This window comes from Yokenella regensburgei ATCC 49455, from assembly GCF_000735455.1.
GTDB lineage: Bacteria > Pseudomonadota > Gammaproteobacteria > Enterobacterales > Enterobacteriaceae > Yokenella > Yokenella regensburgei.
The window spans coordinates 15,128-37,720 of sequence record NZ_JMPS01000087.1 but is presented as its reverse complement, the minus strand read 5'-3'; the positions used below and the strand labels follow the sequence as shown (position 1 = coordinate 37,720).

Genomic DNA, 22,593 nt, shown 5'->3' with positions numbered 1-22,593 from the left:
AGGAGTATACCTTGATAACCTGGCTATGTCCTGCGATGACCCCGGTGTGGGAAATGGGGTCACGTTCTGGGCATAGTTTAATATATTAAACAGCGATCACACCACAAGCAGTTGACCTGGTCGAGAGCATTTTGTGCCCCTAATGTTATGTGAATGTAGCATTTTGGGCGTTTGACCCTGAAAAGATGAACATTCTGCGTAGCGTGAATTGCGCAACAGGAATAGACTGAGGTCGATACTTTGACCCGGATGCTAAAGGTTTTTTATGACACAACAGCCACAAGCCAAATACCGCCACGACTACCGTGCGCCGGATTACCTGATTAGCGATATTGACTTGACGTTTGACCTGGATGCCACAAAAACCATCGTGACGGCGGAGAGTAAAGTCACCCGTCACGCGGCATCTGCCGTGCCGTTACATCTTGATGGTGAAGATTTAACGCTGGTGTCTGTACATGTGAATGACCAGCCGTGGACCCAATATAAAGAAGAAAATAACCAGCTGATTATTGATGGTCTGCCGGCTTCCTTTACTTTACGCATTAAAAACGAGATAAGCCCGGCGGCCAACACTGCGCTGGAAGGGCTCTACCAGTCTGGAGAAGCGCTGTGTACGCAGTGCGAGGCGGAAGGTTTCCGTCATATTACCTGGTATCTGGACAGGCCGGATGTGCTGGCCCGCTTTACCACTAAAATTATCGCCGATAAGAGCAAATACCCATTCCTGCTCTCCAACGGTAACCGTGTAGCGCAGGGCGAGCTGGAGAATGGTCGTCACTGGGTTCAGTGGCAGGATCCGTTCCCGAAACCCTGCTACCTGTTTGCGCTGGTGGCCGGTGATTTCGACGTCCTGCGCGATACCTTCACCACCCGTTCCGGGCGTGAAGTGGCGCTGGAACTGTACGTTGACCGCGGCAACCTTGATCGCGCACCGTGGGCGATGACCTCGCTGAAAAACTCCATGAAGTGGGACGAAGAGCGTTTCGGCCTCGAATACGATCTCGACATCTATATGATTGTGGCCGTCGACTTCTTCAATATGGGCGCCATGGAGAACAAAGGCCTCAACATCTTTAACTCCAAATATGTGCTGGCCCGCACCGACACCGCGACGGATAAAGACTATCTCGACATCGAACGCGTGATCGGCCATGAGTATTTCCACAACTGGACCGGCAACCGCATCACCTGCCGTGACTGGTTCCAGCTGAGCCTGAAAGAGGGGCTGACCGTGTTCCGCGATCAGGAGTTCAGCTCCGATCTCGGCTCTCGTGCGGTGAACCGTATCAACAACGTCCGTACCATGCGTGGCATGCAGTTTGCCGAAGACGCGAGCCCGATGGCGCACCCGATTCGCCCGGACATGGTTATCGAGATGAACAACTTCTACACCCTGACCGTCTATGAGAAGGGCGCAGAAGTGATCCGTATGCTGCACACTCTGTTGGGTGAAGCTAATTTCCAGAAAGGGATGCAGCTGTACGTTGAGCGTCACGACGGCAGCGCCGCCACCTGCGACGATTTTGTGCAGGCGATGGAAGATGCTTCCAACGTCGATCTGTCGCACTTCCGCCGCTGGTACAGCCAGTCCGGTACGCCTGTCCTGACCGTGCATGACGATTACAACCCGGAAACCGAGCAGTATACGCTGACCATCAAACAGCGTACTCCGGCAACGCCTGACCAGCCGGAAAAGCAGCCGCTGCATATTCCGTTTGAACTGGCGCTGTACGATAACGAAGGCAAGGTGATCCCGCTGCAGAAGGGCGGTCACCCGGTGCACCACGTTCTGAACGTGACCCAGGCAGAACAGACGTTCGTCTTTGATAACGTCTATTTCCAGCCGGTTCCGTCGCTGCTCTGTGAATTCTCAGCGCCGGTGAAGCTTGAATACAAATGGAGCGATCAGCAGCTCACCTTCCTGATGCGCCACGCCCGCAACGATTTCTCTCGTTGGGATGCCGCGCAGAGTCTGCTCGCCACCTACATCAAGCTCAATATCGTTCGTCACCAGCAAGGGCAGCCGCTGTCGCTTCCGGTGCACGTTGCGGATGCCTTCCGCGGCATCTTGCTTGATGAGAAGATTGATCCGGCGCTGGCCGCGGAAATCCTCACGCTGCCGTCGGCGAGTGAGATTGCCGAGTTGTTTGAGATTATCGACCCGATAGCCATCACCACCGTGCGTGAAGCACTGACCCGTACCCTTGCCAACGAGCTGGCGGACGAGTTCCTGGTGGTGTACAACGCCAATAAACTCGCCGAGTACCGCGTTGAGCATGCCGATATTGGCAAGCGTTCACTGCGTAACACCTGCCTGCGTTACCTGGCGTTCGGTGAAGTTACGCTGGCGGATAAGCTGGTGAAAGCGCAGTACCATCAGGCCGATAACATGACCGATGCGCTGGCGGCGCTGGCTTCTGCGGTAGCAGCACAGCTGCCGTGCCGCGATGAGCTGATGCAGGAGTACGACGACAAGTGGCATCAGGATGGTCTGGTGATGGACAAGTGGTTCATTCTGCAGTCCACAAGTCCGGCCGATAACGTGCTGGAAACCGTGCGGGGCCTGCTGAACCATCGTTCGTTTACCCTCGGCAACCCGAACCGTGTGCGTTCGCTGATTGGTGCGTTCGCCAGCGCCAACCCGGCGGCGTTCCACGCTGAAGACGGCAGCGGTTACCAGTTTATGGTGGAGATGCTGAGCGAGCTGAACCGCCGTAACCCGCAGGTGGCATCGCGTCTGATTGAGCCGCTGATCCGCCTGAAACGCTACGATGCTGCCCGTCAGGCGAAGATGCGTGCGGCGCTTGAACAGTTGAAAGGGCTGGAGAATCTCTCCGGGGATCTGTTCGAGAAAATCACCAAAGCGTTAGCGTAACGGATTTGCCCGGTGCGGCGTTGCCTTACCGGGCCTACCCTTACCAGTAGGTCGGATAAGGCATAGCCGCATCCGATAAAAACCGCCAGCACTACGCCTGGCGGTTTTTTTGTCGCACAACTTCTGTGTCGCGGCCCATGACCCGGTTCAAAACCGTTTCTTCCAGTTCTGCCAGCCTTGACGATCCCCAACGACGTGGCCGGGCAATGTCGACCGTCAGATCGAGACCAATTTTTCCTTCTTCTATTAACAATACCCGATCGGCCATCATCACCGCTTCGCTGACGTCATGGGTCACCAGCAGTACGGTGAAGCCCTGATCCAGCCAAAGGGACTCAATCAGCGCCTGCATTTCAAGGCGGGTGAGGGCATCCAGCGCGCCCAGCGGCTCATCCAGCAGCAACAGGCCAGGACGATGAATCAGGGCGCGGGCCAACGCCACGCGCTGTTTCTGTCCGCCCGACAGCGCGGCGGGCCACTCCCCGGCGCGGTTCTCCAGACCCACGGCGGCAAGCGCCTGCAGGGCCGCGTCTCGCCAGCGGCCCTTAAGCCCCAGCCCGACGTTATCGATGACCGTGTTCCAGGGCAGTAGCCGGGCGTCCTGAAACATCATACGCGTATCATCCTGAAGGCTGGCAAGCGGTGTGGTGCCGGCAAGCAGCTCGCCGTCGTCCGCACGTTCGAGGCCGGCAAGCAATCGCAAAAGCGTACTTTTGCCACCGCCGCTGCGGCCCACCACCGCCACAAACTGCCCGGAGGGAACATGGAGATCCAGCGCGTTCAGCACCTGATTACTACCATATCGCTTATGAATGTTATTCAGCAGCAGCGGTGTGCCAGGGTTCAGACGTGCGGTATTCATGCAGTTTTCTCCTGCGAGTTGTAGGCCGGGTTCCAGCGCAGCCACTGGCGTTCCAGCCCCTGTGCGCTGAGATCCGCCAGTTTGCCCAACAAGGCATAAAGGATGATGGCGACCACCACCACGTCAGTCTGTAAGAATTCGCGGGCATTCATCGCCAGATAGCCGATCCCGGCGTTGGCTGATATGGTTTCGGCAACAATCAATGTCAGCCACATCAGGCCAAGGGCGAAGCGAACGCCAACCATAATTGAAGGCAGCGCGCCGGGCAGGATCACATGCCAGAATAACGCCGCGCCAGAGAGCCCGTAACTGCGCGCCATCTCTACCAGCCCTCTGTCAATGTTGCGGATACCATGCCAGGTGTTGATATAAATCGGGAACAGCGTGCCCAGAGCGACGAGGAAAATTTTCGCGCTCTCGTCGATGCCGAACCACAGGATAACCAGCGGGATCAGCGCCAGGTGTGGCACGTTGCGCAGCATTTGAATGGAGGTGTCGAGCAGGCGTTCGCCCCAGCGCGACAGCCCACTGATAAGCCCCAGTATCAGGCCGAGACTACCGCCAATGGAGAAGCCGATAAGCGCCCGCCAGGAGCTGATTGCCAGATGCTGCCACAGTTCACCGCTTGCCGAGAGCGACCAGAAAGCTTCAATAACGCCTTCCGGAGAGGGCAGGATCCGCGTGGAAAGCCAGCCGGTGGACGAGGCGATTTGCCAGACAACAACAATCCCGATCGGCAGCACCCAGGGCGCGGCGCGCAGCAGCCATTTATTTGCAGGCGTGGTCATTGGCGGCTCCTTAACTTTGCGCCACTTTACGTGGAATAAATTCGTTAGCGACGGCCTCACCCTGCTGCTGAAGCGTCTGTGGCTGTGGAACCGCCGGAACAGTGACATCAAGGTGAGGGAACAGCAGTTCGCCCACCTTCCATGCCTCTTCCAGATGCGGGTAACCGGAGAGGATAAAGCTGTCGATGCCGAGGGCGGCATACTCATTAATCCGTGCCGCGACGGTTGGACCGTCGCCGACCAGCGCAGTACCAGCGCCACCGCGTACCAGACCTACGCCTGCCCACAGATTCGGGCTGATTTCCAGCTTGTCACGACGGCCTGCGTGCAACGCCGCCATCCGCTGCTGACCCACGGAATCGGTGCGAGCAAATGCCTGCTGGGCGCGGGCGATAGTCTCGTCGTCAAGATGTGATATCAGGCGATCCGCCGCCTTCCAGGCCTCGGCATTACTCTCGCGCACGATCACATGCAGACGAATACCAAAGCGCACCTGCCGACCATGGCGGGCCGCTTTCTCCCGTACCTGGGCTATTTTTTCTTTCACCTGCTCCGGTGGTTCGCCCCAGGTCAGGTACAGATCGACCTGCTCGGCGGCCAGATCCTGAGCAACGTCGGAAGATCCGCCAAAATAGAGCGGCGGACGCGGCTGCTGAACTGGGGGGAACAGCAGTTTTGCCCCACGAACGTGCTGATATTTTCCCTCAAAATCGACGGTTTCCCCTTCCAGCAGGCGCCGCCAGATATGGGTAAACTCCGCCGAGGCTTCATAGCGGGCGGTATGATCGAGGAATACGCCGTCGCCAGCCAGCTCCTGCGGATCGCTGCCGGTAACCAGGTTAAACAGCGCGCGACCGTTCGAAAGCCTGTCGAGCGTAGCGGCCTGCCGGGCGGCGACGGTGGGTGAAATTACGCTCGGGCGCAGGGCAACTAAAAATTTAAGCCGCTGGGTTACCGGGATCAGCGAAGCCGCCACCAGCCATGCGTCTTCACAGGAGCGCCCGGTAGGGATAAGCACCCCGCTGAAGCCCAACCGGTCGGCGGTCTGGGCGATTTGTTGCAGGTAGGCGTGGTCGACAGGACGGGCTCCCTCATCGCTGCCAAGATAGTGACCGTCGCCGTGGGTCGGTAAAAACCAGAAAATATTCAGACTCATAACGTTGCTCCCTGGGAAGTTGCGGGGTGCCAGATGCGGCTGCGCACATCGATTTTTTTCGGTACCAGATGATTGTCATAGAACAGATCGGCAGTTTGCTGCTGCAGCGCGGCGACGGCATCGCTCACCGCGGAGATAGCGGTAGGGGGGCGATGATCGAGATAGCTGGCGATGACGGGCTCCGGCAGCCCCATGGTTTTCGCGAGCAGCGTAATGCTTTGTGGACGCTGGCTCTGGGTCAGCGCGTCGGCCTGGCTGAAAGTGGCCAGCACCTCCTGCACAAACTCACCGTATTTTTCTGCATACGGTCGGGCGGCAAGATAGAACGATCCGGTTTGCTTCAGCGTTTCGCCATCTTTCAACACCCGAACGCCGCCCTGCAATAAGGCCGCTGAATAGTAGGGATCCCAGATGGCCCAGGCATCGACATTGCCCTGCTGGAACGCCGCGCGGGCATCAGCCGGGGTTAAGTAAACAGGCTGAATATCTTTAAAGCTGAGACCCGCCTCCTGTAGCGCACGCAGCAGCAGGTTGTGCGAGCTGGAGCCTTTCTGGAACGCCACCTTATGGCCTTTCAGATCGGCGACGGTTTTGATCGCGCTGCTGTCCGGTACCAGAATGACTTCCGCCTTCGGCTTCGCCGGTTCAACGCCAACGTACAACAGATCCGCTCCGGCGGCCTGGGCGAAGATCGGGGGAATATCGCCGGTACTTCCAAGATCGATACTACCGACGTTCAGCGCCTCCAGCATTTGCGGCCCGGCCGGGAACTCCACCCACGAGATTTTGCTCTGCGGATAACGCTTCTCAAGCAGCTGATAACTTTTTGCCAGCACCATACTGACGCTGCCTTTCTGATAACCAATGCGCAGAGTATCGGGCACCTGGGTTGCGGCATGGCTCCAGGCAGAAAGGGTGAGCAGCCCGCTCAGCGCCAGCGACCGCAGCCGCCATTTATAACCATTAAACATGAGCAGCTCCTTGCGGCAGATGGAATACGGGGGCGGGAATATCCCGGCGGTGCAGCGCCTGCCAGAAGGTTTCCAGCGCGCTGTCCAGACGGTGCTGCAGGTTGGGGCTAAACCGTGGCTGGTGCTGATAGTCGAGCACCTGGCTATCGTCAGCGAACACCCCGTGCAGAATTTCCTGTGCCTTCAGGGCATTGAGTACCGGTTTCAGGGCGTAATCGACAGCAAGTAAATGTGCCACGGTCCCGCCGGTTGCCAGCGGGAGCACCACTTTGCCTTCCAGTGCCCGTTCAGGAAGGAGGTCGAGCAGCGTTTTTAGGGCGCCTGAGAAAGAGGCTTTATACACCGGGGTGGCGACGATAAGCCCATCCGCATCGGCCAGCTGTTCTTTCAGCGCCAGCAAAGCAGGGCTGTCGAAGCGGGCGTAGAGGAGATCTTCTGGCGCAAAATTTTGCAGGTGCCAGTGACAGACTTCGACATCAACGCGGGAAAGTTTTTCCCGCGCATATTCCAGCAGCGCGCTGGATCGTGATGGAAAGCGTGGACTTCCCGCCAGGGTGATGACTCGCATAATCCCTCCTTATAACTAAATGTTCGCTTTTATCTAACATTGATAACATTTATCGCAGAGCGAGGAGGGTTTGCTAAATGATTTATCCGGGAGTGGATTGCCGGAAAGCGGCAATAAGGAAACCGATTGCGTTTTACTTCGTATTTTTTGCCGTAGGTCAATTCCCTTTCGTAGCAAGATCGAACATAATACGCCCCCGGTTTGCAACCGGGAATCCAGGAGAGTTCATGTACTACCCCTTCGTTCGAAAAGCCCTTTTCCAGCTCGATCCTGAGCGCGCTCATGAATTTACATTCCAACAATTACGTCGTGTGACGGGAACCCCGCTGGAAGCACTTGTGCGCCAGAAAGTGCCGGCAAAACCGGTAACCTGTATGGGGCTGACCTTTAAGAACCCGCTGGGCCTTGCGGCAGGTCTCGACAAAAATGGCGAGTGCATCGATGCCCTGGGCGCGATGGGTTTTGGTTCGGTAGAAATTGGTACCGTAACCCCACGTCCGCAGCCTGGTAACGACAAGCCGAGGATCTTCCGCCTGGTTGATGCCGAGGGGCTTATCAACCGCATGGGCTTCAATAACCTCGGGGTGGATAACCTGGTTGAGAACGTCAAAAAAGCGCATTTTGACGGTATTCTCGGCATTAATATTGGTAAAAATAAAGATACTCCGGTAGAGCAGGGCAAAGATGACTATCTGATTTGTATGGAGAAAGTTTATGCCTATGCCGGTTATATCGCGATTAATATCTCCTCACCGAATACCCCAGGGTTACGTACGCTGCAATATGGTGAAGCGCTCGACGATCTGCTTTCCAGTATTAAAAATAAGCAAGCTGAACTCCAGGCGAAGCATCATAAATATGTTCCGCTGGCGGTGAAGATCGCACCGGATCTTTCCGTTGAAGAATTGATCCAGGTGGCCGATAGTTTGGTGCGTCATAATATTGATGGGGTAATTGCCACCAATACAACGCTCGACAGATCCCTGGTTCAGGGAATGAAGCACTGCGACGAAATGGGTGGTTTGAGCGGTCGTCCGCTGCAATTAAAAAGCACAGAAATTATCCGTATGCTGTCCGCTGAATTAAACGGTCGGTTGCCAATTATTGGCGTCGGTGGCATTGATTCGGTGATTGCCGCGCGCGAAAAACTGGCTGCCGGGGCGACGCTGGTACAGATTTATTCTGGCTTTATTTTTAAAGGCCCACCGCTGATTAAAGAAATTGTTACCCATATCTAACCTTTTTGCTTCTTAATCTCCTCCAGGGCTTTATTTCCAGCCCTGGTTGTTTTATATTCCTTCATTGTTGCTTATTTAAACATTTTGGTCTTTTATTAATTCAGACGAAAAGTAAAGCGAAGCGGTAAAGCTAAATGTCGCTGGCAAAGTTGGCATGGTTAGCAAGGATGCAGGAAAGGAGGGGAACAAATATGCGAATTAAACCTGATGATAACTGGCGTTGGTATTTTGATGAAGAGCATGATCGAATGATGCTCGATTTAGCCAATGGTATGTTGTTTCGGTCGCGTTTTGCCCGCAGGATGCTGACTCCCGATGCCTTTTGCCCCTCCGGCTTTTGCGTTGATGACGCGGCACTTTATTTCTCTTTTGAAGAGAAATGCCGCCAGCTGGATTTATCGAAAGAACACCGTGCAGAGTTAACGCTCAACGCGCTGGTGGCGATTCGTTATCTTAAACCGCAGATGCCAAAAAGCTGGCATTTCACCACTCACAGCGAAAGCTGGCAGCCTGCCACCGGCGACGCCGCCTGTGTATGGCTCAGCGACAGCGGTGAAGCCGTCAATCTGCTGGTGGTTGAACCGGGTGAGAATGCGGCACTGTGCCTGCTGGCTCAGCCTGGACTGGTACTGGCCGGGCGCACGATGCAGCTTGGCGATGCGATTAAGGTGATGAACGACAGGCTGCAGCCGCAACCCGTCGTCGAAAGCTATAGCTTCGGTCAGGCTGTGTGAAAACGTAAACGCAGCGCGGTTTTGGGTACGCAACTGCAGCACAGAATGGTTCCATCCTCGCTGACCGCATTTTTCTTAAGCGCGCTGACTTCCCCTTCAACAAGCGTGATCCGACAGCTTCCGCAGATCCCCGCCCGGCACGAGTAGGGCACCCGAATTCCCTGCTGCTCAAGCTGCTCCAGTAAAATTTGCTGGTTATTGCCGCTGAACGTTTCACCCTGCCACTCTATATCAACCAGCGCCTCTGGCTGGGTTTCTACGCTGACTGACGCTTCGGTTTTTCCTGCACCGTAAACACGGGCTGGTTTCGTTGCCAGCACTTCCACGCTGTCGCCAACCCGGACAACGCCGCTGTTGCGGGCAATCAGGTTCTGGCCGAAATCCACGTCGCCGTTGTCGAGCGCCGTGCGAAAGCCCTGAAGCGTGCTGAGCGGTTCGCCCGAGGGGTGTTTTTGGCCACGCTCCGGACTGACGGTGGTGAAAATACAGCGGCTGCAGGGTTTAGCAACGTCAAAGGTGACTTCGCCGATGCGAATAACCTTCCAGGTATCTTCATCCCAGGCTTTGGCGCCGGTGACGACCAGATTGGGACGGAACTGTTCCATCCGCACGCTGGCGCTGCAGCGCTGCTGCAGATCGCGCAGCGAGGCTTCGTTGGTCAGCAGGTACGGATAACCATCTGCAAAAGAGAGCGGTACCGTGTCGTGCTTTTTAACCCGGCGGGTAAGCTCTGGTCCGACCCAGCGCAGCTGAACGTCGCGTTTAAAAAAGCCGCTTAGCCAGTGATTGATTTCTTCTGGCGCAATGAGCGCGGTAAAATGGTTGCCCCAGACTTCAGTGGGCTGCGCCTGCGGGGCAAAATCGGCAAAGCGAATAATGGTGCTGCTGCCGTCCGGTGCGGTGAGATGCAGGCCGTCGTGCAATGGGGCGGGGGTGAACTTCACCATCTGCGGGAACTGTCGCGCCGTAATAAAAGTGCCATCGGGCTCGGTGACCATAAAAATCCGGTCAAACGCCATTCCGCTGATATCGGCGAAGGCATGCGTCAGGCCGATGCCGCGCATCGATTTTACCGGATGAATAAAAAGCCGCGATAAGGTCACCATGGTGCAATCCCTGAAGTCAAAAAATAAGCCCTTAACTTTATGACATAGGGCGCAGATTGGCTATAATGCGCAACAATTTTGTTTGAGAAAAGTGACGATATGAAATCTCTGTTTGCCAGTACGGCCCGTGGGCTGGAAGAGCTGTTAAAAACTGAACTCGAAGGGTTGGGTGCGAGCGCCTGCCAGATTGTTCAGGGTGGTGTCCATTTCCAGGGCGACACGCGGCTGGTTTATCAGAGCCTTATGTGGAGCCGCCTGGCTTCGCGCATCATTCTGCCTTTGGGCGAATGCAAAGTTTACAGCGACCTTGATCTCTATCTGGGCGTGCAGGCCATCGACTGGACGCAGATCTTCACCCCGGATGCTACGTTTGCCGTCAGCTTTAACGGCCTGAACGATGAGATCCGTAATAGCCAGTACGGGGCGATGAAGGTGAAAGATGCCATCGTCGATGCCTTTACCCGCAAAAATTTACCGCGTCCGAGCGTCGATCGCGACAGCCCGGATCTGCGCATCAACGTGCGTCTAAATAAAGAAGTGGCGAGCATTGCCCTCGATCTCAGCGGTGAAGGTCTGCACCTGCGCGGCTACCGCGATCGCACCGGCGTGGCGCCGATTAAAGAAAACCTCGCGGCGGCCATCGTGATGCGCTCCGGCTGGCAGCAGGGCACGCCGCTGCTGGACCCGATGTGCGGTTCCGGGACGCTGCTGATTGAAGCCGCCATGTGGGCGACCGATCGTGCACCAGGCCTGCATCGTGGTCACTGGGGCTTCAGCGGTTGGGCGCAGCATGATGATGCCGTGTGGCAGGAAGTGAAAGCCGAAGCCCAGACGCGTGCTCGCGCGGGGCTGGCGGCCTATGGTTCGCGCTTCTACGGCTCTGATATCGATGGTCGCGTCATCGAGCGTGCGCGTAGCAACGCCCGTCGCGCCGGGATCGGTGAGCTCATCACCTTTGAAGTACAGGACGCGGCGAAGCTTATCAATCCACTGCCAAAAGGGCCGTACGGTACCGTTATCAGCAACCCGCCGTACGGTGAACGTCTCGACAGCGAACCGGCGCTGATTGCGCTGCACAGCATGCTGGGTCGTTTGTTGAAGAGCCAGTTTGGCGGCTGGAACCTCTCTATGTTCAGCGCCTCGCCGGATCTCCTGAGCTGCCTGCAGCTGCGCGCCGAGCGCCAGTTCAAAGCCAAGAACGGCCCGCTGGACTGCGTACAGAAGAACTATCATCTGGCGGAAACGACCGGTGATGCGCCGGTCAGCAGCATGGGCGATGACTTTGCTAACCGTCTGAAGAAAAACCTGAAGAAGCTCGACAAATGGGCGCGTCAGGAAGGCATCGAATGCTACCGCATCTATGACGCCGATCTTCCGGAATATAACGTGGCAATCGACCGCTACGCCGACTGGGTAGTGGTACAGGAATATGCCCCGCCGAAGACCGTTGATGCCAATAAAGCGCGTCAGCGTCTGTTTGATATCATCGCTGCCACCATCGGCGTGCTGGGCATTGCGCCGAACAAGCTGGTGCTGAAAACCCGTGAGCGTCAGAAAGGGACGAATCAGTATCAGAAGATGAACGAGAAGGGCGAATTCATGCAGGTGAGCGAATACAACGCGCGCCTGTGGGTGAACCTGACCGATTATCTGGACACCGGCCTGTTCCTCGATCACCGTATCGCCCGCCGCATGCTCGGCCAGATGAGTAAAGGCAAAGATTTCCTCAACCTGTTCTCTTACACCGGTAGCGCCAGCGTGCATGCGGGTCTTGGCGGTGCGCGAAGCACCACTACCGTTGATATGTCACGTACCTATCTTGAGTGGGCCGAGCGGAACCTGCGCCTGAACGGCCTCACCGGTCGTCCACACCGCCTGCTGCAGGCTGACGTGCTGGGCTGGCTGCGCGACGCTGACGAGCAGTTCGATCTTATCTTTATCGATCCGCCAACGTTCTCTAACTCGAAGCGGATGGAAGACACCTTTGACGTACAGCGCGATCATCTGCGTCTGATGAAAGATCTGAAACGTCTGCTGCGCAAAGGTGGCACGATTATGTTCTCTAACAACAAGCGCGGTTTCCGTATGGACCACGAAGGCCTGGCGGCACTGGGGCTGAAAGCGCAGGATATTACACAAAAAACGCAGTCTCAGGACTTTGGCCGCAACCGCCAGATCCACAATTGCTGGTTGATAACCGAAGCCTGAAGGAAATAGAAAATGTCACTGATTAGTATGCATGGCGCCTGGCTGTCGTTCAGCGATGCGCCGCTTCTCGATAATGCGGAACTGCATATCGAAGACAACGAACGCGTCTGTCTCGTCGGGCGTAACGGTGCTGGTAAATCCACGCTGATGAAGATCCTCAATCGCGAGCAGGGACTTGACGATGGGCGCATCATTTATGAGCAGGATCTGGTTGTGGCTCGTCTGCAGCAGGATCCGCCGCGCAACGTGGAAGGCAGCGTTTATGATTTCGTCGCCGAGGGGATTGCCGAACAGGCCGAATACCTGAAGCAGTATCACGATATCTCGCGCCTGGTGATGACCGATCCGAGCGATAAAAATCTTAATGAGATGGCGCGCATTCAGGAGCAGCTCGATCACCACGGGCTGTGGCAGCTGGAAAACCGCATCAATGAAGTGCTGGCACAGCTGAATCTGGATCCGAACGTGGCGCTGGCCTCGCTCTCCGGTGGCTGGCTGCGTAAAGCGGCGCTGGGCCGCGCGCTGGTCAGCGGACCGCGCGTGCTGCTGCTCGATGAACCGACGAACCACCTCGATATTGAAACGATTGACTGGCTGGAAGGGTTCCTGAAGCAGTTCAAAGGCACCATCATCTTTATCTCGCACGACCGTTCTTTCATCCGCAATATGGCAACCCGTATTGTCGATCTCGATCGCGGTAAGCTCGTGACCTATCCGGGTAGCTACGATCAGTACCTGCTCGAGAAAGAAGAAGCGCTGCGCGTTGAAGAGCTGCAGAACGCCGAATTTGACCGCAAGCTGGCGCAGGAAGAGGTGTGGATCCGTCAGGGGATCAAAGCCCGTCGTACCCGTAACGAAGGCCGCGTCCGCGCTCTGAAAGCCATGCGCCGCGAACGTAGCGAACGCCGTGAGGTGATGGGCAGCGCGAAGATGCAGGTGGAAGAAGCCACCCGCTCTGGCAAGATTGTCTTCGAGATGGAAGACGTTAACTACCAGATCGATGGCAAAGTGCTGGTGAGAGATTTCTCCGCTCAGGTTCAGCGCGGCGACAAAATTGCGCTGATTGGCCCGAACGGCTGCGGTAAAACTACGCTGCTGAAGCTGATGCTCGGTCAACTGCAGGCGGACAGCGGGCGCATCCACGTTGGAACCAAGCTTGAAGTAGCCTATTTCGATCAGCATCGCGCCGAGCTGGATCCGGAAAAAACGGTGATGGATAACCTCGCCGAAGGTAAGCAGGAGGTGATGGTTAACGGCAAGCCGCGTCATATCCTTGGCTACCTGCAGGACTTCCTGTTCCACCCGAAACGTGCGATGACACCCGTGCGCGCATTATCCGGCGGGGAGCGTAACCGTCTGCTGCTGGCGCGTTTGTTCCTTAAGCCAAGCAACCTGATGATCCTCGATGAACCGACCAACGACCTCGATGTGGAAACGCTTGAGCTGCTGGAAGAACTTATCGACGGCTATCAGGGCACCGTGTTGCTGGTGAGCCACGATCGTCAGTTCGTTGATAACACCGTCACCGACTGCTGGATCTTCGAAGGCGAAGGGCGCATTGGCCAGTATGTTGGCGGTTATCATGACGCTCGTGGGCAGCAGGCACAGTCGCTGGCGCAGAAATCGTCGGTTGAGAAGAAAGTGACGGATGTCGCTGCGCCAAAAGCAGAAATTGCAAAACGCGGCAGCAGCAAACTAAGCTATAAACTGCAACGCGAACTGGAGCAGTTGCCACAGCAGCTTGAGCAACTGGAAGCCGAGCTGGGATCACTCCAGGCTCAGGTTGCCGATGCGACATTTTTCAGCCAGGCTCATGACCATACGCAAAAGGTTCTTGCAGACCTGGCGTTGGCTGAACAGGCTCTGGAAGCCGCTTTCGAGCGTTGGGAATATCTGGAATCGTTGAAAAACGGCGCGTAAGAGAGGCTCCGGATGTGCGAACAACATCATGCTGCACGGCACATTTTGTGCCCGCAATGCGACCTGCTGGTGGCGTTGCCGCATCTTGAGCATCGACATAAAGCAGGGTGTCCGCGCTGCGGCACCACGCTGACTACCCTATGGGACGCGCCCCGGCAGCGTCCCTCTGCCTATGCGCTGGCGGCGCTGTTTATGCTGCTGCTGGCCAACCTGTTTCCCTTTGTGAGCATGAACGTTGCCGGGATCAGCAGTGAAATTGAGCTGCTGCAAATTCCGCGCGTGCTGTTCTCGGAAGACTACGCCAGCCTCGGCACCTTCTTCATTCTCTTTGTCCAGCTAGTGCCAGCGTTTTGCCTGGTGACGATCATGCTGCTGGTTAATCGGGTGAGAATGCCGTTAAAGCTGCAGGTGTACCTTGCCAAAATTCTGTTCCAGCTGAAAACCTGGGGGATGGCGGAGATTTTCCTTGCCGGCGTCCTGGTGAGCTTCGTTAAGCTGATGGCCTATGGCGAAATCGGTATCGGCAGCAGCTTTATTCCCTGGTGTCTGTTCTGCGTGCTGCAACTGCGGGCGTTTCAGTGCGTGGACCGCCGCTGGCTGTGGGACGACATTGCCCCAATGCCGCCGGTGGCGCAGCCGCTGAAGGTCGGGACGACCGGCCTGCGTCAGGGCCTGCGCTCTTGCCCGTGCTGTACCGCGATTATGCCCGCCGATGAGGAAACCTGCTCGCGCTGCCAGACTGTAGCGCATCCACGGCGGAAAAATAGCCTGCAGTGGACGATGGCGCTGCTGATAACGTCGGTGTTTCTCTATATTCCCGCTAACGTGCTGCCAATCATGATTACCGACCTGCTGGGCGACAAAATGCCGTCGACCATCATGGCCGGGGTGGTGCTTATCTGGAGTGAAGGGTCTTACCCGGTGGCGGCGGTTATTTTCATCGCCAGTATCATGGTGCCGACGCTTAAAATGATCGCGATTACCTGGCTTTGCTGGGATGCCAAAGGCCACGGTAAGCGCGACTGCGAGCGGATGCATCTGATTTATGAAGTCGTAGAGTTCGTCGGCCGCTGGTCGATGATCGATGTATTTGTCATTGCGGTGCTCTCTGCCCTCGTGCGGATGGGAGGGCTTATGAATATTTACCCTGATATCGGTGCGCTGATGTTCGCCCTGGTCGTTATCATGACCATGTTTTCAGCCATGACCTTCGATCCCCGGTTAACCTGGGATCGCGAGCCAGATTCTAGCGATGAGGAGTCGTACAAGCATGGAAACTAACCGCGGGGAGGCAAAAGTGCAAAAAGTGAAAAACTGGTCTCCCGTCTGGATTTTTCCAATCGTGACCGTGCTGATTGGCGCATGGATCCTGTTCTACCATTACAGCCATCAGGGGCCTGAGGTCACGCTGATTACGACCAGCGCGGATGGCATTGAAGGTGGCAAAACCACCATCAAAAGCCGAAGCGTCAACGTGGGGGTGGTAGAAACAGCAACGCTCTCGGATGACTTAAAACACGTACAGATCAAAGCGCGGCTCAATTCCGGCATGGAAAAGCTGCTGCACAAAGACTCCGTATTCTGGGTGGTGAAGCCACAGATTGGCCGCGAAGGCGTCAGCGGGCTTAGCACGCTGCTTTCCGGTGCCTACATTGAGCTACAGCCTGGCAAACAGGGCGGCAAGGCGGCGAACTATCAGCTGCTGGATGCCCCCCCGCTGGCGCCACCGGATGCCAAAGGGGTGCGCATTATCCTCGACAGTAAGCGTGCAGGGCAGCTGAGCCCGGGTGACCCGGTGCTGTTCCGTGGTTATCGCGTGGGCTCTGTGGAAACCAGCACCTTTGATTCCGATAAGCGTTCCATCCGCTATCAGCTCTTTATCAGCGCGCCGTATGACAGGCTGGTAACCAGCAACGTTCGCTTCTGGAAAGACAGCGGGATCGCGGTCGATCTGACCTCTGCCGGGATGCGCGTCGAGATGGGTTCTCTGACCACGCTGTTTGGCGGTGGTGTGAGTTTTGACGTGCCGGAAGGGTGGGAGCAGGGGCAGCCGGTGGTGGAAAAAACCGCCTTCGCCCTGTATGACGATCAGAAAAGTATTCAGGACTCGCTCTATACCGATCACATCGATTACCTGATGTTCTTTAAAGATTCCGTTCGTGGCCTGCAGCCGGGCGCACCGGTTGAATTCCGCGGTATTCGTCTGGGGACCGTTAGCCAGGTGCCGTTCTTCGTGCCGGGTCTGCGTCAGGCGTTGAACGATGACTACCGCATTCCGGTGCTGATTCGCATCGAGCCGGAGCGACTGGCAAGCGAACTGGGTGAAAATCCGGATGTACCGGGGCATATCAACGAACTTATCAAACGCGGTCTGCGTGGTTCGCTGAAAACCGGGAATATCATCACCGGCGCGTTGTATGTCGATCTCGACTTCTACCCGAATGCGCCAGCGGTGACCGGTATGCGTGAATTTGGTGGCTATAAGATTGTACCGGCGGTAAGCGGTGGTCTGGCGCAGATCCAGCAGAAGCTGATGGAGACGCTCGACAAGATCAACAATCTACCGCTTAACCCGATGATCGAGCAGGCGACGAATACCTTGTCGGAAAGCCAGCGGACGATGCGTAACCTGCAGACGACGCTTGATAGCCTCAACAAGATAACTTCCAGCCAGTCGATGCAGCAGCTGCCGCAGAACATGCAGCAGACTCTGGTGGAACTGAATCGCAGCATGAAGGGCTTCCAGCCTGGATCGGCGGCGTACAACAAGATGGTGGGCGATATGCAACGTCTTGACCAGGTACTGCGCGAGCTGCAGCCGGTTCTGAAAACGCTGAACGAGAAGAGCAACGCGCTGGTGTTTGAAGCGAAGGACAAAAAAGATCCAGAGCCGAAGAGGGCGAAACAATGAAAAAAGGGCTAATTTTCATGCTGGCTCTGGCCTTAACGGCTTGCAGCAGTAGTGTTGAAAACAAAACCTACTACCAGCTACCGTTGGCACAGAGTGGCGCGCAGAGCGCCACCAGTCAGGGTAACCGGCTGCTATGGGTCGAGCAGGTCTCGATCCCTGATTTTCTCGCCGGCAACGGGGTGGCCTATCAGACCAGCGACGTGCAGTACACTATCGCTAATAACAACCTGTGGGCCAGCCCGCTCGACCAGCAGCTGCGCACAACGCTGGTGGCGAACCTGAGCAGCCAGCTGCCGGGTTGGGTGGTCGCTTCACAGCCGCTTGGCAGCAGTCAGGATACGCTGAACGTCTCGGTGACCGGTTTCCACGGTCGCTATGATGGTCGGGTTATCGTTAGCGGTGAGTGGCTGCTGAACCACCAGGGCCAGCTGATTAAGCGTCCGTTCTACATTGAGCTTAAGCAGAATAAAGACGGCTACGATGAGATGGTGAAGGTTCTGGGGCAGGCATGGAGCCAGGAAGCCAGCGCGATTGCCAGGGCGGTAAACCAGTTACCATAAGGTAAATTAATCGTAAAGAACGCCGCATCAGATCCTGTATCTGCTGCGGCTTTTTTGTTTGCCCCTTCAGCAAATTACCCGTACGGCCTCACAGTTTTTGTACAAATGATTCTTCGCGTAGCTCACAAATATGACACTGGCGTGAATTTTGCGCATTGACGATCGGCGGATTTCGCGGTATTCGTTATGTGTGGTTGCACATTTCGTGACCACTGTTTTCTTTTCCACCAGATCCAAGAAATGAGGGAAACGAGGCATGAAGAGACAAAAACGAGATCGCCTGGAACGGGCACATCAACGTGGGTACCAGGCTGGCATCGCTGGCAAATCAAAAGAAATCTGTCCCTATCAGACCATTAATCAACGGTCGCACTGGCTAGGAGGCTGGCGAGAAGCCATGGAGGACAGGGCAGTAATCGCCTGATGCTGTCTCTTTAGACCAGAAGCCACCGCAATGCGGTGGCTTCGCCGTTTATAGCGGAAACTAAACGGTAGATTAGAACGCAGAAGTGTCCTGGAACAGACCCACTTTCAGATCGCTTGCGCTGTAGATCAGACGACCGTCGACCAGCACTTCGCCATCCGCAAGGCCCATGATCAGGCGACGGTTAACGATACGTTTGAAGTGGATACGGTAGGTGACTTTCTTCGCGGTCGGCAGAATCTGACCGGTGAATTTCACTTCACCTACGCCCAGCGCACGGCCTTTACCTTCGCCGCCAAGCCAGCCCAGATAGAAGCCAACCAGCTGCCACATTGCATCAAGACCCAGGCAGCCAGGCATGACCGGATCGCCAATAAAGTGGCAACCAAAGAACCACAGGTCTGGATTGATATCGAGCTCTGCTTCAACATAACCCTTATCAAAGTTGCCGCCGGTTTCGGTCATCTTGACGACACGATCCATCATCAGCATGTTAGGGGCCGGTAACTGTGGGCCTTTAGCGCCGAACAGTTCACCGCGACCAGAAGCAAGAAGGTCTTCTTTCGTATAGGATTCGCGTTTATCTACCATGTTTTCAGTAAGCCTTAATATGAGTTCGGGACGCAGGATAGCTAACACGTGTACGCTGAACAAGTCCGATCAGTTGCTACCGAACCAACCTAACCAGCGAAGCGGCCACGGATAACGGTGACGAGCATCCGGCTGTGTCGCCTGCGCAATACGTTCCTGAATAGTTTGTAGCAGCGTTGTCTGCCCCTCGCCATCCCAGAGTAACTGAGTCAGTAGGGGTAACGCATCGGTCACGTCATCCACCGCCCAGATGAAGAACTGCTCACTCTCTACCGCCTGCTGCACGTCACGAGCAAGGCTCAGATGACGAACGTTCGCAGAGGGAATAATAACGCCCTGTTTGCCGGTCAGGCCGCGCTGCTGGCAGATGGCAAAGAAACCTTCGATTTTCTCGTTAAGGCCGCCAACCGGTTGAGCACGACCAAACTGGTCAACGGAACCGGTAATGGCAATGTTCTGGTTGATTGGTGCGCCGGAAAGGGCGCTGATAAGCGCACACAGCTCGGCCATAGAGGCGCTATCGCCGTCGACTTCACTGTACGACTGCTCGAAGGTTAACGAGGCTGAGAAGGGGATTTGCTGCTCAAGACCCAGCTCTGCCATCAGGAACGACTGCATAATCATCATGCCTTTGGCATGAATATTTCCACCCAGCTCGGCTTTGCGCTCGATATCGGTGAATTCACCATCGCCCACGTGTACGACGCAGCTAATGCGTGAAGGTTCACCAAAGGCACGTGGATGGCCCGGAAAATCGATAACCGACAGGGCGTTAATCTGACCAATCCGCTCCCCTTCGGTTTCAATGAGAATTTGATCCAACAGAATCTCATCCTGCATGCGCTCCGCAAGGAAGCCTTCACGCCACTGACGCTGGTCGAGCATCGTCGTTAACTGTTCGGCGTTGAAGGTTTCTCCTTCCGTGAAGGCGGCCGCTTCGCGTAGCTGGCGACCAATCCACAGTGGGCACAGCGGCAGGGTTTCCTGATCGCCGGTATAACGTGCCCCTTCACGAATGAGTAGCGGCCAGGCGTCTGCTGCAGGACCAGGGAGCGCCTTCAGATGCGCGACCTGCCAGATCCACTGACACCACTGCTGTAGAGTCTCTTCATCGGCAATCTGCAGATTCTCTTCAAACTCAGAGTAGATAGCACTGGCGCTAAACTCAGGCTCCATCTCCTGGAAATCAGCCAGGGAGTCACGCTCACCGACCAGCAGTACTTTAAGCGACAGCGGCATAGACGGCACAGAGACCGGCAGTGGGCGCGATTCATCGAAACTTACCCAGTCGAAACGCTGCAGGGTGATGATGTTTTTAAGACGCATCCATAACAGCGGCTGAGTCAGCAGCGCCCGCAGCGAAAGCACCAGCACGCCGCCGTTAGCCTGATGCACCAGGCCTGGCTGCAGAGTAATTTCACCATTAAACTGACGCACACAGCCAAACAGCTGCTCTGCCTCCACCCAGTCGGCCTGTATGATGGCACCCTGGCTGGCAAAATTATCTTCAGCTGAAGTTGCCGGACGTTGCGTTACCTTGCCCTGATTTACCTCGTATTGCACGCCACACAGCGCAGGCTTCTCACTGCGCAGACCTTCTGCGACACGGGTCAGTAATTGCAGGTATTCCGGCTCCTCAGGGGCTTTCACCAGCAGCAGGGGAGAGATGGCCTGTGGAAATAAAAACTGCTCCAGCGCGTAATGAAGACGCGCCTGAGTGTCACGAAGGACGTCATCGGATTTTAAATTGAGCTCTGGCTGCGCAAACAGCGTCTGCCATGCACCGGTATCGGGGGCCAGCTCATGTCCGGAAAGTTTATTGATGGTCAAAGTCGATGTTTTTTAGTCAGATGTAAAGCGCGAGATTATACCTCATGCTGGCCGCTATCACACGGAGATTGCAGTTGCATCCCATGACCAAGCGCACATCTCGTCACTGAAAGCGATTTCTTCTCAGCAGAAGATGAAAAAACTGATATCCTGAAATGAGTTACACGGTCACCCTGAGATCGCGATGAAATATCAACAACTAGAAAACCTTGAAAGCGGGTGGAAGTGGAAGTACCTGGTGAAGAAGCACCGGGAAGGTGAGCTGATCACCCGCTACATCGAAGCCAGCGCTGCGCAAGAAGCGGTGGATACGTTGCTGACCCTGGAAAACGAGCCCGTACGGGTGAACGAGTGGATTGCCGGGCATATGAATCCGGCGCTGGCAAACCGCATGAAGCAGACGATTCGCGCCAGGCGAAAGCGCCACTTTAATGCGGAGCATCAGCACACGCGGAAGAAGTCTATCGATCTTGAGTTTATCGTCTGGCAGCGGCTGGCGGGGCTTGCACAGCGCCGCGGGAAAACGCTGTCGGAAACGATAGTGCAACTCATCGAGGATGCTGAAAACAAAGAGAAGTACGCCAGCAAGATGTCCAGCCTGAAGAACGACCTGCAGGCACTGCTGGGTAAAGAGTAAAACTGCGCGTTACTCAGCCCTGGCTGATTTTCCCGATATTCAGATAATAAAAAACCCCGCCATGGCGGGGTTTTTTTATAGACGTAAAACTTAAGCCGCTGGCTGAGTTACAACGTCTTTGATGCCTTTAACTTCGATCTCAACACGACGATCCGGAGCCAGGCAGTCGATCAGTGCAGCGCGAGCTTTCACGTTGTTACAGGTGCTGCCAGTAACCGGGTTAGCTTCGCCCATGCCACGCGGGGAGATCTTGTTAGCCGGGATACCTTTAGAGATCAGGTAATCGACAACAGACTGAGCGCGTTTCTCAGACAGTTTCTGGTTGTACTGCTCTGAACCGATACGGTCAGTGTAGCCCAGAACCACTACGGAACCGTCTTTCGGATCCAGGTTGCTCAGCTGGGTGTACAGCTGATCCAGCGCCTGCTGGCCTTCCGGCTTCAGGGTCGCTTTGTTGAAGTTGAACAGAACGTCAGACTTCAGAGTGAAGTGCTTGGTCTGTACTTCCGGAGCTGGAGCCGGAGCCGGAGCAACTACTGGAGCTGGCTCGCCCTGGCCAAAGCGGTAGGAAACACCTACGCTCAGCATGCCGTTGTCCGGACGAACACCAGTGGTGCCTGCGTCGCCGATGTTGTTAACCCACTGGTATTCCAGACGGGTAGCGATGTCACGGGTAACAGCCCACTCAACACCACCAGCGAATACCGGAGAAACGCCGGTGTCGTGGTTGTCGCCAGCAATGTTGTTGCTGGAGTCAGCGCGCCATACCATACCACCCAGACGGGTGTAGATGTCCAGATCGTCAGTGATCGGGTAACCCAGTTTAGCGGTCAGCTGAACGCCCTGAGCTTTGAATGCGCCGTTAACGGTGTCGCCTTTGTAAGGCATACGGCCCAGCCAGTCGTAACCCATTTCGAAACCAACGTACGGGTTAACCTGGTAACCACCGAACGCACCAGCGCCCAGTTGGCTTGAGTGGGTCGGACCGTCGTTGTTCAGGTTGCTGTTGTACCAGCCAGTGTCATGGAACTGGGACCAACCCAGCTTACCACCTGCATACCAGGTGTTATCTTTCGGAGCGGCCTGCGCTACGGTAGCGAAGCCAGCCAGTGCCACTGCAATCGCGATAGCTGTCTTTTTCATTTTTTGCGCCTCGTTATCATCCAAAAATCGCCATGAAGATACATCGAAATTCACGGTTAAATCCTTAC

Annotated in this window: 19 protein-coding genes; 10 read left to right on the top strand and 9 right to left on the bottom strand. The window is 55.9% G+C overall.

Annotation, left to right across the window (positions count from 1 at the left end):
• The first annotated feature begins 265 nt into the window (after positions 1-265).
• Complete coding sequence (gene pepN / locus GYRE_RS22040; protein WP_038258540.1) at positions 266-2,878, top strand: aminopeptidase N; 2,613 nt, start codon at positions 266-268, stop codon at positions 2,876-2,878.
• A 91-nt stretch (positions 2,879-2,969) separates the two neighbouring features.
• Here pepN and ssuB read toward each other — a convergent pair whose 3' ends face one another.
• From ssuB to ssuE, 5 genes are read right to left on the bottom strand one after another with little or no spacing between them, the layout of a single operon-like run.
• Positions 2,970-3,740: an aliphatic sulfonates ABC transporter ATP-binding protein gene (gene ssuB, locus GYRE_RS22035; protein ID WP_038258537.1), complete on the bottom strand. Its 771-nt coding sequence runs from the start codon at positions 3,738-3,740 to the stop codon at positions 2,970-2,972.
• Complete coding sequence (gene ssuC / locus GYRE_RS22030; protein ID WP_038258534.1) at positions 3,737-4,528, bottom strand: aliphatic sulfonate ABC transporter permease SsuC; 792 nt, start codon at positions 4,526-4,528, stop codon at positions 3,737-3,739. Before ssuC ends, ssuB begins: the two co-directional genes overlap by 4 nt.
• A 10-nt stretch (positions 4,529-4,538) precedes the next feature.
• Complete coding sequence (ssuD, locus tag GYRE_RS22025) at positions 4,539-5,684, bottom strand: FMNH2-dependent alkanesulfonate monooxygenase (RefSeq protein ID WP_038258530.1); 1,146 nt, start codon at positions 5,682-5,684, stop codon at positions 4,539-4,541.
• The gene (locus GYRE_RS22020; RefSeq protein ID WP_038258527.1) at positions 5,681-6,655 is read right to left on the bottom strand and encodes a sulfonate ABC transporter substrate-binding protein; all 975 of its coding nucleotides are present in this window, start codon (positions 6,653-6,655) and stop codon (positions 5,681-5,683) included. Before GYRE_RS22020 ends, ssuD begins: the two co-directional genes overlap by 4 nt.
• Entirely contained in the window at positions 6,648-7,223 is a 576-nt protein-coding gene (gene ssuE / locus GYRE_RS22015) for an NADPH-dependent FMN reductase (RefSeq protein WP_038258525.1), read from the bottom strand. The genes GYRE_RS22020 and ssuE overlap by 8 nt, the downstream gene beginning before the upstream one ends.
• A 227-nt stretch (positions 7,224-7,450) precedes the next feature.
• On the opposite strand from ssuE, the gene pyrD reads away from it, so the two are divergent.
• Both pyrD and zapC read left to right on the top strand, forming a co-directional pair.
• Positions 7,451-8,461: a quinone-dependent dihydroorotate dehydrogenase gene (pyrD, locus tag GYRE_RS22010; protein WP_038258523.1), complete on the top strand. Its 1,011-nt coding sequence runs from the start codon at positions 7,451-7,453 to the stop codon at positions 8,459-8,461.
• Between the two features lie 191 nt (positions 8,462-8,652).
• Positions 8,653-9,195, top strand: a complete 543-nt coding sequence (zapC, locus tag GYRE_RS22005) for a cell division protein ZapC (protein ID WP_038258520.1) — start codon at positions 8,653-8,655, stop codon at positions 9,193-9,195.
• Here the strand turns inward: zapC and GYRE_RS22000 are convergent.
• Entirely contained in the window at positions 9,183-10,301 is a 1,119-nt protein-coding gene (locus GYRE_RS22000; protein ID WP_038258517.1) for a YcbX family protein, read from the bottom strand. The genes zapC and GYRE_RS22000 overlap by 13 nt on opposite strands.
• 99 nt (positions 10,302-10,400) lie before the next feature.
• Here GYRE_RS22000 and rlmKL point away from each other — a divergent pair, with 99 nt between their 5' ends.
• From rlmKL to rmf, 6 genes are all read left to right on the top strand, one after another.
• Positions 10,401-12,509: a bifunctional 23S rRNA (guanine(2069)-N(7))-methyltransferase RlmK/23S rRNA (guanine(2445)-N(2))-methyltransferase RlmL gene (gene rlmKL / locus GYRE_RS21995; protein ID WP_006819347.1), complete on the top strand. Its 2,109-nt coding sequence runs from the start codon at positions 10,401-10,403 to the stop codon at positions 12,507-12,509.
• 12 nt (positions 12,510-12,521) lie between these two features.
• The gene (locus GYRE_RS21990) at positions 12,522-14,429 is read left to right on the top strand and encodes an ABC transporter ATP-binding protein (protein WP_006819348.1); all 1,908 of its coding nucleotides are present in this window, start codon (positions 12,522-12,524) and stop codon (positions 14,427-14,429) included.
• Positions 14,430-14,441: 12 nt separating this feature from the next.
• Positions 14,442-15,710: a membrane integrity-associated transporter subunit PqiA gene (gene pqiA, locus GYRE_RS21985; protein WP_038258515.1), complete on the top strand. Its 1,269-nt coding sequence runs from the start codon at positions 14,442-14,444 to the stop codon at positions 15,708-15,710.
• Positions 15,700-17,340, top strand: a complete 1,641-nt coding sequence (gene pqiB, locus GYRE_RS21980) for an intermembrane transport protein PqiB (RefSeq protein ID WP_038258512.1) — start codon at positions 15,700-15,702, stop codon at positions 17,338-17,340. Before pqiA ends, pqiB begins: the two co-directional genes overlap by 11 nt.
• Complete coding sequence (gene pqiC, locus GYRE_RS21975) at positions 17,337-17,900, top strand: membrane integrity-associated transporter subunit PqiC (protein WP_006819351.1); 564 nt, start codon at positions 17,337-17,339, stop codon at positions 17,898-17,900. The genes pqiB and pqiC overlap by 4 nt, the downstream gene beginning before the upstream one ends.
• A 256-nt stretch (positions 17,901-18,156) precedes the next feature.
• Entirely contained in the window at positions 18,157-18,324 is a 168-nt protein-coding gene (gene rmf, locus GYRE_RS24100; protein ID WP_043084742.1) for a ribosome modulation factor, read from the top strand.
• A 72-nt stretch (positions 18,325-18,396) separates the two neighbouring features.
• Here rmf and fabA read toward each other — a convergent pair whose 3' ends face one another.
• Positions 18,397-18,915 (bottom strand): bifunctional 3-hydroxydecanoyl-ACP dehydratase/trans-2-decenoyl-ACP isomerase, encoded by a 519-nt coding sequence (fabA, locus tag GYRE_RS21970; protein WP_006819353.1) that lies wholly within the window; start codon positions 18,913-18,915, stop codon positions 18,397-18,399.
• Positions 18,916-18,984: 69 nt separating this feature from the next.
• On the bottom strand, positions 18,985-20,745 hold the full coding sequence (locus tag GYRE_RS21965) for an AAA family ATPase (protein ID WP_038258510.1): 1,761 nt from the start codon (positions 20,743-20,745) through the stop codon (positions 18,985-18,987).
• 184 nt (positions 20,746-20,929) lie between these two features.
• On the opposite strand from GYRE_RS21965, the gene matP reads away from it, so the two are divergent.
• Positions 20,930-21,382, top strand: coding sequence for a macrodomain Ter protein MatP (matP, locus tag GYRE_RS21960; protein ID WP_006819355.1), 453 nt, complete (start codon positions 20,930-20,932; stop codon positions 21,380-21,382).
• Positions 21,383-21,472: 90 nt separating this feature from the next.
• On the opposite strand, the gene ompA is transcribed toward matP, so the two are convergent.
• Entirely contained in the window at positions 21,473-22,525 is a 1,053-nt protein-coding gene (gene ompA / locus GYRE_RS21955) for a porin OmpA (protein ID WP_087943298.1), read from the bottom strand.
• Positions 22,526-22,593: the final 68 nt, after the last annotated feature.